This is a genomic window from Pseudomonas sp. HN2-3 (assembly GCF_020691745.1).
GTDB classification, from domain to species: domain Bacteria; phylum Pseudomonadota; class Gammaproteobacteria; order Pseudomonadales; family Pseudomonadaceae; genus Aquipseudomonas; species Aquipseudomonas capeferrum.
Window position 1 is genome coordinate 2,412,584 of the sequence record NZ_CP085704.1, and the last position, 13,974, is coordinate 2,426,557.

The 13,974-nt window shown below is 55.6% G+C and carries 13 protein-coding genes; 11 read left to right on the top strand and 2 right to left on the bottom strand.

Going from position 1 to position 13,974, the window contains the following annotated elements; translation table 11 throughout:
- The first annotated feature begins 41 nt into the window (after positions 1 to 41).
- From LJX93_RS11050 to LJX93_RS11095, 10 genes are all read left to right on the top strand, one after another.
- Positions 42 to 1,163, top strand: coding sequence for a Re/Si-specific NAD(P)(+) transhydrogenase subunit alpha (locus LJX93_RS11050; protein WP_186664866.1), 1,122 nt, complete (start codon positions 42 to 44; stop codon positions 1,161 to 1,163).
- Positions 1,164 to 1,174: 11 nt separating this feature from the next.
- On the top strand, positions 1,175 to 1,489 hold the full coding sequence (locus tag LJX93_RS11055; RefSeq protein ID WP_227697187.1) for an NAD(P) transhydrogenase subunit alpha: 315 nt from the start codon (positions 1,175 to 1,177) through the stop codon (positions 1,487 to 1,489).
- Between the two features lies 1 nt (position 1,490).
- Complete coding sequence (locus tag LJX93_RS11060) at positions 1,491 to 2,927, top strand: NAD(P)(+) transhydrogenase (Re/Si-specific) subunit beta (RefSeq protein WP_186664859.1); 1,437 nt, start codon at positions 1,491 to 1,493, stop codon at positions 2,925 to 2,927.
- Positions 2,928 to 3,063: 136 nt separating this feature from the next.
- Positions 3,064 to 3,837: an SDR family NAD(P)-dependent oxidoreductase gene (locus LJX93_RS11065; RefSeq protein ID WP_227697188.1), complete on the top strand. Its 774-nt coding sequence runs from the start codon at positions 3,064 to 3,066 to the stop codon at positions 3,835 to 3,837.
- A 41-nt stretch (positions 3,838 to 3,878) separates the two neighbouring features.
- On the top strand, positions 3,879 to 4,763 hold the full coding sequence (locus LJX93_RS11070) for an alpha/beta fold hydrolase (protein ID WP_186664853.1): 885 nt from the start codon (positions 3,879 to 3,881) through the stop codon (positions 4,761 to 4,763).
- Positions 4,764 to 4,963: 200 nt separating this feature from the next.
- Positions 4,964 to 6,190 carry a maltoporin gene (locus LJX93_RS11075; RefSeq protein ID WP_186664850.1) on the top strand — a complete coding sequence of 409 codons (1,227 nt, stop codon included), beginning with the start codon at positions 4,964 to 4,966 and terminating at the stop codon, positions 6,188 to 6,190.
- Between the two features lie 51 nt (positions 6,191 to 6,241).
- Complete coding sequence (locus LJX93_RS11080) at positions 6,242 to 7,837, top strand: purine-cytosine permease family protein (protein ID WP_227697189.1); 1,596 nt, start codon at positions 6,242 to 6,244, stop codon at positions 7,835 to 7,837.
- A 552-nt stretch (positions 7,838 to 8,389) separates the two neighbouring features.
- Positions 8,390 to 9,358, top strand: coding sequence for an AraC family transcriptional regulator (locus tag LJX93_RS11085; protein WP_227697190.1), 969 nt, complete (start codon positions 8,390 to 8,392; stop codon positions 9,356 to 9,358).
- A gap of 86 nt (positions 9,359 to 9,444) precedes the next feature.
- Positions 9,445 to 9,813, top strand: coding sequence for a histone-like nucleoid-structuring protein, MvaT/MvaU family (locus tag LJX93_RS11090; RefSeq protein WP_227697191.1), 369 nt, complete (start codon positions 9,445 to 9,447; stop codon positions 9,811 to 9,813).
- A gap of 48 nt (positions 9,814 to 9,861) precedes the next feature.
- Positions 9,862 to 10,407: an IS110 family transposase gene (locus tag LJX93_RS11095; protein ID WP_227697192.1), complete on the top strand. Its 546-nt coding sequence runs from the start codon at positions 9,862 to 9,864 to the stop codon at positions 10,405 to 10,407.
- A 57-nt stretch (positions 10,408 to 10,464) separates the two neighbouring features.
- Here LJX93_RS11095 and LJX93_RS11100 read toward each other — a convergent pair whose 3' ends face one another.
- The gene (locus LJX93_RS11100) at positions 10,465 to 11,394 is read right to left on the bottom strand and encodes a DMT family transporter (RefSeq protein WP_186664836.1); all 930 of its coding nucleotides are present in this window, start codon (positions 11,392 to 11,394) and stop codon (positions 10,465 to 10,467) included.
- A gap of 294 nt (positions 11,395 to 11,688) precedes the next feature.
- Complete coding sequence (locus LJX93_RS11105; RefSeq protein ID WP_186659426.1) at positions 11,689 to 12,282, bottom strand: helix-turn-helix domain-containing protein; 594 nt, start codon at positions 12,280 to 12,282, stop codon at positions 11,689 to 11,691.
- A gap of 303 nt (positions 12,283 to 12,585) precedes the next feature.
- Here LJX93_RS11105 and glnT point away from each other — a divergent pair, with 303 nt between their 5' ends.
- Positions 12,586 to 13,920, top strand: coding sequence for a type III glutamate--ammonia ligase (gene glnT / locus LJX93_RS11110; protein WP_186659429.1), 1,335 nt, complete (start codon positions 12,586 to 12,588; stop codon positions 13,918 to 13,920).
- Positions 13,921 to 13,974 lie beyond the last annotated feature (54 nt).

The window sequence follows — 13,974 nt, forward strand, 5'->3', positions numbered from 1 at the left end:
TGAAGGATCCTCGAATCAAGAATAATAAACGGAGAAGTTCCTTGTATATCGGAGTACCGTCGGAGACCGCTTACGGTGAAACGCGTGTTGCGGTCACCCCAGACACAGTAAAGCGACTGGTTGCTTCTGGACATCAAGTTGTCGTCCAAAGAGGCTGCGGGCTGCTTTCTTGCGTTACCGACCGCGCGTTTGAGGCCGTGGGCGCCAAGGTCGGGGAGGCGAGCGATGCTTTTGGTGCGGAAATTGTCCTGAAAGTAGTTGCCCCTAGTGACCAAGAACTTGAGCTAATCAATGCGGGTAGCGTGATAATTGGCATGCTCAACCCGTTCAACAGCGAGCTCATCGGCAAGATGGCCGATCGGGGGATAACCGCTTTCGCACTAGAGGCTGCGCCACGCACCTCTCGTGCGCAAAGCCTGGACGTACTGTCGTCGCAGGCCAACATCGCGGGCTACAAGGCCGTGCTGCTTGCTGCTCAGTACTACCCACGGTTCATGCCCATGCTCATGACCGCTGCGGGTACTGTTAAAGCGGCACGGGTGCTTGTCCTCGGAGCGGGTGTTGCCGGCCTTCAAGCCATCGCTACGGCTAAGCGCCTGGGCGCGGTGATTGAAGCGTCTGATGTGCGCCCCGCCGTGAAGGAGCAAGTCGAATCTCTGGGCGCCAAGTTCATCGACGTACCTTACGAGACGGATGAGGAGCGAGCGTGCGCCGAAGGGGTTGGCGGCTATGCTCGCCCGATGCCGGAAAGTTGGATGCTTCGACAAGCACAAGCCGTCCATGACCGCGCTAAGCAGGCTGACATTGTCATCACCACCGCCCTGATTCCGGGACGCAAAGCGCCGACTCTTTTGAACACTGGCACTGTGGCGCAGATGAAGCCCGGATCCGTTGTCATTGACCTGGCTGCTGCTCAGGGTGGCAACTGTCCGCTAACCGTTGCCGATCAAGTAGTTGTAGAAAATGGTGTGACTATCGTCGGCCCGACCAACCTACCCGCTCAGGTGGGTGCTGACGCGTCCGCGCTCTACTCCCGCAACCTGCTGGACTTCATGAAGCTGCTGTTCGACAAGGACGGTGCGCTAGACATCAACCTGGAAGACGACATTGTCGCCGCGTGCCTGATGTGCCGCGATGGCCAGGTCGTGCGCAAGAACAGCTGAGGAGCACGACAATGGAAGACCTGGTGATTGCCCATGGCATCTACAACCTCATCATCTTCGTGCTGGCCATCTACGTGGGATACCACGTGGTTTGGAATGTCACTCCAGCCCTGCATACGCCATTGATGGCCGTCACTAACGCCATTTCGGCGATCGTGATCATTGGTGCCATGCTGGCTGCCGCACTCACTGTGACACCTGCAGGAAAAATCATGGGCACCTTGGCCGTGGCCTTAGCTGCAGTGAACGTATTTGGCGGTTTCCTGGTTACCCGGCGAATGCTGGAAATGTTCAAGAAGAAACCCAAAAGCGAAGGGCAGAAGTAACATGAGTATCAACTTGATAACGCTGCTCTACCTTGTCGCTTCGGTCTGCTTCATCCAGGCGCTCAAAGGTCTGTCTCACCCGACAACCTCGCGACGGGGTAACCTGTTCGGCATGATTGGCATGGGCATCGCCATCCTGACGACCGTAGGGCTCATCTATAAGCTGGGTTCAGGAATCGCCAGCGGTGGGATGGGCTATGTCATCTTCGGGCTGTTGGTCGGCGGCACAGCCGGTTCGATCATGGCCAAGCGCGTGGAGATGACCAAGATGCCAGAGCTGGTCGCCTTCATGCACAGCATGATCGGCTTGGCAGCGGTGTTCATCGCCATTACAGGTGTTATTGAGCCCCAGTCACTCGGTATCGTTGCCTCGATCAACGACCCCATTCCGGGTGGGAACCGTCTTGAGCTCTTCCTAGGCGCGGCGATCGGTGCCATCACCTTCTCAGGCTCTGTGATCGCTTTCGGCAAGCTTTCTGGCAAATACAAATTCCGTCTCTTCCAAGGAGCGCCATTTGTCTTTCGGGGCCAATTCAGAACCAACCTTCTGGTGCTGTTCACGACAATCGGCCTAGGCATCATTTACAGCACCACAGGCTTGTTTGACGCTTTCATTCTGATGCTGCTGCTCGCCTTCGTCCTCGGCGTTCTCTTGATCATCCCCATTGGCGGCGCAGACATGCCAGTGGTGGTTTCCATGTTGAACAGCTATTCAGGCTGGGCCGCAGCGGGCATCGGTTTTTCGCTGAACAACTCAATGCTGATCATCGCCGGCTCCTTGGTTGGCTCCAGTGGTGCAATCCTCTCGTACATCATGTGCAAGGCGATGAACCGCTCATTTTTCAGCGTGATCTTGGGCGGCTTCGGTGGTGACGCTGATATCAGCGCAGATCAGGGATCTAAGGAGCAGCGACCAGTGAAGTCTGGTTCTGCCGATGACGCCACCTTCCTGCTAACCAACGCCGACACCGTGATTATTGTTCCTGGTTACGGTCTGGCCGTGGCTCGTGCCCAGCACGCGCTGAAGGAGCTGACTGAAAAGTTGATCCAGAGCGGCGTTACCGTGAAGTACGCGATCCATCCGGTGGCTGGCCGTATGCCAGGGCATATGAACGTGCTCTTGGCGGAAGCTGAGGTGCCCTACGACCAGGTGTTCGAAATGGAGGACATCAACTCCGAATTTGGACAGGCTGACGTGGTGCTGGTGCTCGGTGCCAATGATGTGGTTAACCCGGCGGCGAAGAACGATCCGAAGTCGTCGATCGCCGGCATGCCCATTCTTGAAGCGTACAAGGCTAAGACCATCATCGTTAACAAGCGCTCCATGGCGAGCGGCTATGCCGGACTCGATAACGAACTCTTCTACATGGAAAAGACGATGATGGTCTTCGGTGATGCCAAAAAGACGATCGAGGACATGGTGAAGGCTGTGGCGTGACACGGCTGATAATGAAATGTGATCTAAAAGCATCGTAAATGGCGATTGGACGCGTTCAGATCCTTCGCTGATCATCGAAGGCATCTGGCGGCGATAGATATCAATGCGCAATTAACTATCTGACAAAGAGTGCTATATGAATAATTACAATGGTCGAGTAGTCATTATCACCGGTGCAGGCTCTGGCATGGGACGGGCAATGGTTGAAGAATTCGCCACGCGCCAAGCTTTAGTTGTAGCACTTGATATCAACTTGAAAGCCGCCGAAGAATCGATTTCCAAAATTGCAAATCCTGAGGCCGGTTTCGCTTATCGTGTCGATGTAAGCGACCCTGCCAGCGTGAACGAAGCGGTGGAAGCAGTCATCGCCAAGTGGGGGCGAATTGACCTGCTCTGTAATAACGCCGGTATCCTTGATGGGCATTCCACCGCGCACGAGGTTTCCATTGAAGAGTGGAACCGCGTTATTGCGGTCAACCTGACCGGGCCTTTCCTGATGGCACGTGCTGTCATCCCTCAAATGCTCAAGCAGAAAAAAGGCGCCATTATCAACACGTCCTCCACTTCCGGCTTCAGTGCCGCGGGTGGCGGTACTGCTTATACTGCTTCTAAACATGGCGTCATTGGCCTTACTCGACAGCTGACGTTCGAGTACGGAGCAAGCGGTATCCGTGTCAACACAATCTGCCCAGGGGCAACTGCCACCCCACTCGCTATGGCTGATCCTGTGACTGCTCACTCGCCTGATATGCTGGCTGCCCTTGAGAAGTTCCCTGCCCGGCGCTGGTGCCAGCCGAGTGAAATCGCCAAGCTTGCCGCATTCCTGGGCGGTGATGAGGCGGACTTCGTTCACGGTAGTGAATACGTAATGGATGGTGGCTGGCTGGCCGCTGCCCGCGATCCTTTCTGATAGACCTGGTGTCTGCAAGCATTTCAGCATAGGTGAATACGATGTTTAGCAAGCGTGAATGGCCCGATAGCGGCGTAGAAGGATTTCAGCGTGGTTTTGTAACTGTTGAAGGCACGCGGATGCACTACGTGAGTGGTGGCCGCGAAGACGGTGAAGTGATGGTGCTGGTCTGTGGCTTTCCGCAAAGCTGGTATGCATGGCGAAAAGTCCTCCCGATCCTGGGCAAGCACTTCCGGGTAATTGCGCCTGATTTGCCAGGTCAAGGCGACTCTGATCGCCCTGCAGAGTGCGATACGTCCAACATCGCTCGCTTGCTGCGTGGCATGCTAGACAAGATCGGTGTGGGCAAGCATTCCCTCATTTCTCATGATCTCGGCGCATGGGTTAGCTACCCCTACTGTGCGATCTATGGCGATCAGGTCACCGGGTGGGCCATTCTCGATTGCGGCATTCCTGGTATCAGCCTGCCAGACAACCTTCCATGGGCTGGAAATGTCGCTTGGCGTACTTGGCACTGCGGGTTCCACAACCTCATCGATCTGCCTGAGGCTCTCCTGGAAGGGCGCGAGCATATCTACCTGCAGTGGTACCTCCAGCGCAAAGCTGCTATTCCTCAGATCTTCACTCAAGATGACTTTGAAGAGTACCTGCGGGTCTTCAAACTCAACGGCCTGAAAGGCGGCCTGGCCTACTACCGTGCCATGGCAAAATCGGCTGATCAGAACCGTGAGTTGGCGAAGAAGGGTAAGCTACAAGTGCCTATTCTGGCGGTTCATGCAGATCAGGGTTCGATGCCTGACCTGGTCACTGAGTTGAAAGCTGTCGCGGCGAATGTGACCGGAACACTGGTTCAGAGCGGTCACTATATTCCGGAAGAGCAACCTGAGCAGTTGACTAATGAACTGCTGAAGTACTTCTCAAAGTAATACTCTGAATTTTCGTCGCTGTGCCACATTTGCTAGGAGCCGATGTTAATCGGTTTCTAGCCTTTTTGTATCTGTTATTCAAATTTTGTTGTCATGGTCGACGACTGAAGCTATGAGTTTTCATGGTTTATTGGTTGGCCGTGTGTGCCTTTGTTCATGCATTGTTCAGTGTCCACTCAATAATAATAACGGAGTCGTGAATGAGGACTTTGAGGTTGAGCTCTTTTGGGGGCGCGCTTTCGGCTGCGCTTTTGTTGCCAACAGAAGCGCCTGCAATTGAATTCAATGGTTACATACGAAGCGGCGCTGGTGGCTCAACATCGGGGGGTAAGCAAAGCTGTTTCATGCTCCCCGGAGCCCAGTCGAAGTACCGCCTCGGCAACGAATGTGAGCAGTACATCGAGGTGGAGGGGAGGCAAGATGTAGCCACTCTCGATGATGGTTCGGTTATCAGTCTGGATGGAATGGTTCAAACACAAACAGATTATGGTCACACGCCGGCGCTTTCAGGTGACGACAGCTTCACCCGAATGAACCAAGCTTATGTGGAATGGAGCAAGATGCCTTCATTGGGAGGCGGGTCACTTTGGGCCGGGCGTCGATTCTACAAGCGAAATGACATCAACATCTCAGACTTCTTCTATTGGAACCAGAGCGCGACCGGTTTTGGCTTGGATCGGGTAGCAATAGGCGACTATAAGTACAGCTACGTATTCTCACGCAAGGACAGCGTCTTCCAGAAAGAGAAGATTACCCGACAAGACTTCAACGTCGAAGGCTTTAAGGTCAACCCGGGTGGCGAGATTGAGGTAGGGGTCAGCTTTCTTCGGGCTCCAAGCGGTACTAATACCCATGACGGGTGGTCAACAGCTGTCCAGCACAAACAGGCTGGCTTCCTCGGCGGTCAGAACAAGTTTGCGTTGCAGTATGGTGAAGGCCCAGGAACGGCGTTGGGTTATACAGGTGATCCAGAGCTCGACAAGAGTAATCGGAGCTGGCGAGCAGTAGAAATTTTCGACTGGCAGTCAACCCGAAACTTTGGCGGGCAATTTAATGTCGTTTTCCAGAAAGATAAACGACAAGACGACGCAGACCAAAACTGGCTGTCTGTCGGTGTTCGTCCAGTCTATGGGTTCACCGAGCAGTTCAAGCTTGCGGTTGAGCTTGGGCGAGATCAGGTAACGGCACCTGGTGGGACTCGAAAACTGACAAAGGTCACAATCGCGCCAACATGGTCGCCAACTGGCCCCGGATTTAACGATCGGCCAGAGATCCGTCTTTATTACACTTATGCACGTTGGAATGCTGCTGCACAACGAGCGGCCAACGAGTTTGCAACCGGGTCAGCGCTCTCGGATTCAGGGGCTTTTGGGAGTGCTCTTCATGGATCCAACTTTGGCCTTCAATTTGAGTATGGGTGGGAGTAACTTTAAGCTAGCAACGCTTCCAGGCAACCGACTTAAAAGCGAGAGAGTGATATGTCACAGCAAGGTCGTTTAAATATCAGTGATAATGATGATCGCCGTGTGTTGCAGGAGCAGTCTGCCGAGGATTATTCGCGACATGTCGTTCCATTGGCCGCCCGTACAGGTCGGTGGAGCTTGGCCATGGCCTCTTGGTCAGTGCTGAGTGCTCTATTTTACCTCTACATCAGCGTAGCTGTAGCGCAAGCAGTCGGGACGCGTAGTGCCTTGTTGGGCATCGGATTGTCGATCGTATTTTATGGATTGATCAATTATGTGATCTGTCAGCGATCGATCAAAAACGGCTTGTCCGTAGCTCTTCTTTCTCGAGGGATATTTGGGGGCGCGGGAGCGGTAATATCATCGCTGCTTTTTGCAGTTACCGCGATGTACTATGCCGTGTTTGAGGGTTCCATAATCGCAGTTGCTTTCCAGCAATATTTTGCGCCTGGAAGTGATATTCGGTGGTGGTATTTGCTCGTCGTGCTATATGCACTGCCGCTGGTGATGGGTGGCATTCAAGCTTGGATGGATAAGCTTAACGGCGCCCTGTTACCACTGTATATCGCTGGTTTGGCAACGGTGATTATCATGGCGGGAAGTCGCTTTGGTTTTTCAACCAATTTCCTGTCGCTTGAGGGCCATGTCGATACTAACCTTCCAGGGTGGCTCTGGGCGTTTATCGTCTACATGGGCATCTGTGTCAATATGATGGTTACCGCTGAATTCTCGCGATTCGGCAAGCCGCAAGACGCTAATTTCCATGGTTGGGTGACATACGGCCCGTTGTTCTATTTCGCTCTGTTTGCTGTTAACGGTGTCGCTGGAATCTTCATCATGGATACCGTTTTCCCAGGCTTGCAAGCTAGCGAACAGGGTATTGCGGAGGCTGTGCTTAAGTCATCTGGTGTTATAGGTTTGCTGTTTATTCTGGTCAGCCAGACTCGAATTAATACTGCAAACTACTACATGGCTTCGCTTAATATGGCCGGTTTCGCAGCGCGCGCCTTTGGGCTACGTTGGCGTCGTGGTGTATGGATTCTGTTTGTCGGAGCATGCGTATACTCTCTGATGTTGACAAACGTTTTCAGTTACTTGCTTAAAGCGTTGGCGTGGCAAGGGGTGGCAGTTACATCATGGGTTGCAATACTCCTAACTCATTATGCCATCTATCCCGATGCAAGCAGAGATGAGTTCCGCCCTGGCAGAGTCAAAGCAGTGATGCCAGGTGCATGGGCTATTATTGCATCGACAGTACTGGGAATTATGATTATCGAGTTGGGCCCGAAAGGTGCGTGGTTCGTGGAAATTGCACCGATGTTGATAGCTGTAGTTGCTGCAACTACCTATTGGCTATTGACCCGGTTCACATTTGGTGGGCGACTTGCTCGGCTTTCTGATCCTCGCAACGATGTACAAGACCCTTGGCGCTACCATATCGAGTGTCATGTGTGCAATCGTTCATATAGCGCGATCGAGATGGATAGAGATCCTTCACATAATCAAGAGGCCATTTGTACAGGCTGCGGAGAGGGGAATGCGGCGTTCTTGCACGCGGTAAAAGTTGAGTCTGATGGGATGGTCGGCCAGCGTTCAAATCTGGCAACATAATATTGTGCAACTTGATTTACTGGCCCGGCACTTGCCGGGCTTTTTTTAATTTCACTAGCTAAAGTTGTGCGAGGGCTGAGATTGGAGGTTGAGATATTGTTCGGGTATTTCGTTTGGTACGCATCATCTTACCTATCGATAAATGCGGCTGCTCTTGGGTGCTTGAAGATTACTCAGGGCTCGATTAGCTAAGCGAACCATCAAGCACCACTCTTCGTTCGTGATTTTTACTGCTGTAAGAAGTGTTTCAGCCTCGTGAATCGCTGCAAAATATTCATTTTCGTCGACAAACGGTTTTCGGATATATTTTGAGAACCAGTGCAACGCCGAGTTCGAAGGGGCTTTCATGACTGTCAGCAAGCCTTCTGGAGGGTGAGGGTGATATAGCATAGTAGAATGAAGCAAAGCGTCCGTTAAAACTTGCAGCAGATTTTCTCACGCTTTGCAATGGTTCGTTGTGTCCTCATTAGCGTTTTTTGTGTCCACAGAACCCACTGTGTCTCTCCACGGTCTGAGCGCGTCTTAGGCTACCCACAATTTAGCTGAATAACTATGCTAACTATAAGTGCCCCATTTGTCGATATACTAGTTCGAAGTCTGGTTGATGGTGGAGTTTCGGGGCTCCCCGCTGGTCAGCTTGTTCCGAATAGTGCCGGAGTTTACAGTCTTAAAGACCTTTATCTATTATTGAATTCCGTAAATGACTGTGCTGATAATTCTGACTTCGGCGTGCAGGTGTACACGCATGCACATCCGGCTATGCTGGAGAAACTGAGCCATGCTGTTATGGCGTGCCCAACCCTCGAACATGCTCTGCAGTGCCTGGCTAAATTTCATCACTTGAATACTAATGGCTCTGTTCTCACTGTCGAAACGTCTGGGAAGCTAATCACATTGGTCGGAATTGAAGTGGGAGATCCTGCGCCGAGGCCGTTTATTGATGCCGGCCTCGCGGTCATCATCGGTATTCTTAAGTGGCTTTCGCCCATCACTCGTATTTCGCCTGAAAAAGTTGAACTCACATACGAGAGGCCTAAAAGCATAAAGGCGCTAATGGAGGTTTGCGGTTGTACACCTGTTTTTTCAGCGCCCCGCAACAGTGTTAGTTTTTCACTAGCAATGGCCAAGCTGCCGTTGCCTATGGGGTCTGAGGCACTGTGGAACTTGCATGTGAGCCAGTTGAATCAGTTGTCCAAGGCAAAGTTAAAAGTGTCCGAAGCGTTGGCTTTAGAAATCCGCGAGCGCTGGATATTGGGGGAGTCAACGGCGGTTACAGACGTCGCGTTTGCTATGAAGATGAGCCCGAGAAGCCTTCAGGGGGCATTAAATTCAGAAGGTATTAACTATGCGAGCATTGCAGATTCGACCCGTTCTCTGCTTGTGAGTGAACTGCTCCGGGATTCTCAGAGGTCACTCAAGGATATCGCTCACCTCACAGGATTCGCGGATCACAGCAGCTTCCATAAGGCTTGCGTGCGTTGGTTCGGCGTGCCTCCCGGCGCCTATCGTCGAGGCTTGTAAAGCTGAGTCGGCGCTGCCGAGCTTTACGGTAATTGATCGATCTGCTATACGATAGCCATCTAGATGATCACCCTTGAGGAGCATATATGTCTCGTCTGGTAGAATTCCGTCAACTTGAGCAGAAACTCGCAGCTCAGCTGGCCGAGTTGGAAGCGATGAAAGGTTCCTCCGAGCTGCAGAAAGAGATCGAGTTTGAGACCAAACTGCGTGATCTGCTTACCAAGTACGGCTTCAATCTGCGCGACATCATCAACATTCTGGATCCGCAAGCCAGGGCTCGTGCTACTGCGCCGGCTGCAACAGAAAAGGCTCCGCGACGGGCTCGCCAAGTGAAGCAGTACAAGAACCCGCACTCTGGCGAAGTCATCGAGACCAAGGGCGGCAACCATAAGCAGTTGAAAGAGTGGAAGCAGCAATACGGTGGCGACGAAGTGGAGAGCTGGCTCGCCCGTTAATGGGGTCACAGCCAGGTTCAAGAAGCCGCCCTTTGGGCGGCTCATAGTATGAGCGTATCCTATCCTCAAAGCTTGAGGTCGCTTGGTGCTGTATTCCTGAGCGGTTTCGTAGCGTCTTGCAAAAGATCGCTCTATAGCTGGGTGCGGCCACAGGGCGTCAAAATCGCTGTGAGCAATGATCCAGCTGGATTTGAAGAGCTGGAAAGGATCCTACGCAAGTTCCGTATCAAGCGTATCTTGCTCGAGGCCACAGGTGGCTACGAGCGTGCTGTCCTGCGCTTTTTGCAGGACGCTGGCTACAAGGTCATACGCGTTAATCCCTTGCGAGCCAGGAAATTCGCTGACTCTATGGGCGTCAAAGCCAAGACCGATGCTATCGACGCTGAAGTGCTGGCCCATTTCGCCGAAGTCATTCCGGACCAGCCTACCCTGCAAATCAGCCCTGACAGGGCGCTGCTGCGAGAGCTGCTGCAGCAACGTGATCGCTTGGCTCAGCAGCGAGACGATGACAGGCGGCGCCTGAAACAAGCCCAGTCACGTAGGAGCGGCCTTGCGCCGCGAAGCGCCGCGCTCGATCTCATAGGCGCCAGATAAACCAAGGCACGCGCTTCGCTCAAGCCCCTCGATCCGACGAGCAACCCACAGCCATTCTTACCGCCCACACCGGCTGGTATCACCATGCTCCGCCGGCGCTGTGCGCGCCGCAGCCAGCAGGGTCGCCAACACAATCAACGCCGCCCCCGCCGCCATGCGCAGGCTCGGCTGCTCACCAAACAGCCACCAGGCACCGAGGATCGCATACACCGGTTCCAGCGCGATGATCATGCCGGCGGTACGTGCCTCCAGGCCTTCGAGGCTCTTGACGAACAGAAACTGCGACAGCCCGGTGCAGAACACCCCCAACAGCGCCAGGTTGACCCAGTCGTCGCCGCCCAGGCTGGTACTGGCCAGGTGGGTGAAGGCGAACGGCGCAACCAGCGCGGCTACCACCACGTTCTGCCAGAAGGCTACCTGCAAGGCATTCATGCTCGACGCATTGCGGCGGTTGGCCACGGTCAGCACGGCGAACGCCAGGCCCGAGCCCAGGCCCCAGATCAGGCCAAGGGTGCCGCTGTCGAGCAGGTCGAAGGACGGCACCACCATCACCAGGCCCGCAGTCACCATCAGCAACAGCAAGCCCTGTACGGCACCGATACGCTGGCCGAACACGCCGCGTTCGATCATGGCTATGAAGGCAGGGAAGCTGGCGAAGCCCAGCGTGGCCACAGCCACGCCGCCGACCTTGACGGCGATGAAGAAGGTCACCCAGTGCATTGCCAGCAGCGCGCCGGTCACGCCCAGGATGGGCAGGTTGCGCAAGGTCAGCGCATCGAGCAGGCGGGTGCCCTTGAGCCCGGCGACAAAGCCCAGGGCAATGAAGGCGAAGGTGGCACGGCCGAAGGTGATGATGCTGGCGTCGGCCTCGATCAAATGGCCGAGGATACCAGTCAGGCCGAACAGCACAGCGGCGAGGTGTGCAACGAGCAGGGCGTTGCGCCGGCCGGTGGCAGCACCGGCTACGGGGATTGAAGTCGCGATCATGGCAGTCAAGTCTTCACAAAGTGGCGCGCGCAAACACTCCCGGCTGGCGCGGCGCGGGTCTCTGATTCTGGGAGTTTTATCGTTATGAGCCCGGGCGAATTGCCCGGTGCAAAAAGGCGCCACAGCGTTGGAATTGTGAAGCGAGGCTGCTTACTCGCAAATACCGCGTCAACCAGCCCACGGCGCGGGGCTGGTCGATGTGTGTATTATTTTTGTATACAGGGGTGTGAGGCCGATTGCGGGCGACGCATACATGTCAGATCGCGACATCGCTTGTTGCTTGACCGCGCCGTGTCATTCTTCGCCGTAGTTCATGATCGACAACAGCCGGATCGGCACCTGCACCAGTTGCTCCGGCCCGTGTGGGGTTTCGCCATCGAAGGTCAGGCTGTCGCCGGCATGCAGGTGGTAGAGCTGGTTACCGTGGCGGTACACCAGTTCACCCTCCAGCAAATGCAGGAACTCCGTGCCCGGGTGGGCAAAGGTCGGAAACTCCTCGCTGGCATCGTCCATGCTCACCATGTACGCCTCGAAGTTCTTCTTCGGGCCCCTGGCGTGATTGAGCAAGTGGTAGGTATGGCCCTTCTCGGTGCCGCGGCGCACCACCTCCAGCCCTTCACCGGCCTTGACCAGCAGTGCGTTGCCATCGGGCTGGTCATACTGGCTGAACAGCTTGGCCATCGGCATGCCCAGCACGTCGCACAGGCGGCTGAGGGTATCGAGGCTGGTCGACACCTGGGCGTTCTCGATCTTGCTCAGCATGCCCTGGCTGATCCCGGCGATGCGCGCCACATCGGCGAGCTTCAGCGACTGGGCCTGGCGCTGGCGCTTGATCTGCAGGCCCAGGTACTGCTCCAGGCGAAGGCGGGGTTCGGTTTCGGTCGGCATCAAGAGTCCTGCACGGTTTCAGTTCAAGAATAAAGATTTCGCACTGGGAAAGTGCGCCGGGCGGCTGCGATGGCCGTCGGTTTCCTCGGGTGAAAACGAGTTTCCCATATCTATAACGAAAATGTCTCCGTCATGGCACCAGCTCCTGTCGCGGGCAAGCCCCCTGTGACAAGGGATTGTGGGAGGGGACGTGCCCGCTAAGCGGTAGCACTCGGTAAGTTGGCAAGCACATTGCATTCCTGTGATGAAAGTAAGTTTCCCATGCGGAATTACATGCCGCCCCTTACCAGGAGTGTTCAACCCATGTTGCCAGCAGAAACCCAGCGCACGCTCGACCAGCACGGCATCAAGTACGTGCTGGCGCAGTTCGTCGATATCCATGGCTCGGCGAAGACCAAATCGGTGCCGATCTCGGGCCTGAAGATGGTGGCCGAGGAGGGCGCCGGTTTCGCCGGGTTCGCCATCTGCGGCATGGGCATGGAGCCGCACGGCCCGGACTTCATGGCCCGTGGCGATCTGGCCACGCTGATCCCGGTGCCCTGGCAGCCTGGTTATGGCCGGGTGGTATGCGTCGGCCACGTCAACGGTAAACCTTGGCCCTACGACAGCCGCTATGTGTTGCAGCAGCAGGTGCAGCGCCTGGCCGACAAGGGCTGGACGCTGAACACCGGGCTTGAGCCCGAATTCAGCCTGTTCCGCCGGGACGAAGCCGGCAAGCTGCAGGTGGTGGATGCCTCCGACAACCTCGACAAGCCGTGCTACGACTACAAGGGCCTGTCGCGCTCGCGGCTGTTCCTCGAACGCCTGACCGAAGCCCTGCAGCCGGTGGGCTTCGACATCTATCAGATCGACCACGAGGACGCCAACGGCCAGTTCGAGATCAACTACACCTACAGCGATGCCATGGAGTCGGCCGACCGCTTCACCTTCTTCCGCATGGCGGCCGGCGAGATCGCCAACGACCTGGGGATGATCTGCTCGTTCATGCCCAAGCCCGACCCCAAGCGTGCCGGCAATGGCATGCACTTCCACCTGTCGCTGGCCAGCAGCACACACAAGAACCTGTTTCATGACCCCTCCGACAGCAGCGGCATGGGCCTGTCCAAGCTGGCCTACCACTTTGCTGCGGGCTTGCTTGCCCATGGCCCGGCGCTGTGCGCGTTCGCCGCGCCCACGGTCAATTCGTACAAACGCCTGGTGGTCGGCCGCTCGTTGTCCGGTGCTACCTGGGCGCCAGCCTTCGTGGCCTATGGCGCCAACAACCGCTCGGCGATGGTGCGCATCCCCTATGGCCGCCTGGAGTTTCGCCTGCCGGATGCCGGCTGCAACCCCTACCTGGTCACCGCCGCGATCATCGCCGCCGGCCTGGATGGTATCGACCGTGAACTGGACCCTGGCCAGATGTGCAACGAGAACCTCTACAACCTGAGCCTGGAAGAAATCGCCGCACGCGGCATCAAGACCTTGCCGCAGTCGCTCAAGGAAGCCGCCGACGCGCTGGAGGCCGACCCGCTGTTCCGCGAGGTACTCGGCGCCGAGATCGTCGACGAGTTCATCAAGCTCAAGCGCATGGAGTGGGTGGAGTATTGCCGCCACGTCTCCGACTGGGAAATCCAGCGCTACACCGAGTTCTTCTGACCGCCCCCATCCTTGTCGCGGCCAGCAAGACAGCGGTCGCCCACTGCCCAGTAA

Excerpts from the sequence above, each read along its gene's own strand:
- LJX93_RS11055 (WP_227697187.1), top strand. The coding sequence starts at position 1,175 with ATGGAAGACCTGGTGATTGCCCATGGCATCTACAACCTCATCATCTTC.
- LJX93_RS11060 (WP_186664859.1), top strand. The coding sequence starts at position 1,491 with ATGAGTATCAACTTGATAACGCTGCTCTACCTTGTCGCTTCGGTCTGC.
- LJX93_RS11065 (WP_227697188.1), top strand. The coding sequence starts at position 3,064 with ATGAATAATTACAATGGTCGAGTAGTCATTATCACCGGTGCAGGCTCT.
- LJX93_RS11070 (WP_186664853.1), top strand. The coding sequence starts at position 3,879 with ATGTTTAGCAAGCGTGAATGGCCCGATAGCGGCGTAGAAGGATTTCAG.
- LJX93_RS11075 (WP_186664850.1), top strand. The coding sequence starts at position 4,964 with ATGAGGACTTTGAGGTTGAGCTCTTTTGGGGGCGCGCTTTCGGCTGCG.
- LJX93_RS11080 (WP_227697189.1), top strand. The coding sequence starts at position 6,242 with ATGTCACAGCAAGGTCGTTTAAATATCAGTGATAATGATGATCGCCGT.
- LJX93_RS11085 (WP_227697190.1), top strand. The coding sequence starts at position 8,390 with ATGCTAACTATAAGTGCCCCATTTGTCGATATACTAGTTCGAAGTCTG.
- LJX93_RS11090 (WP_227697191.1), top strand. The coding sequence starts at position 9,445 with ATGTCTCGTCTGGTAGAATTCCGTCAACTTGAGCAGAAACTCGCAGCT.
- LJX93_RS11095 (WP_227697192.1), top strand. The coding sequence starts at position 9,862 with ATGAGCGTATCCTATCCTCAAAGCTTGAGGTCGCTTGGTGCTGTATTC.
- LJX93_RS11100 (WP_186664836.1), bottom strand. The coding sequence starts at position 11,394 with ATGATCGCGACTTCAATCCCCGTAGCCGGTGCTGCCACCGGCCGGCGC.
- LJX93_RS11105 (WP_186659426.1), bottom strand. The coding sequence starts at position 12,282 with ATGCCGACCGAAACCGAACCCCGCCTTCGCCTGGAGCAGTACCTGGGC.
- glnT (WP_186659429.1), top strand. The coding sequence starts at position 12,586 with ATGTTGCCAGCAGAAACCCAGCGCACGCTCGACCAGCACGGCATCAAG.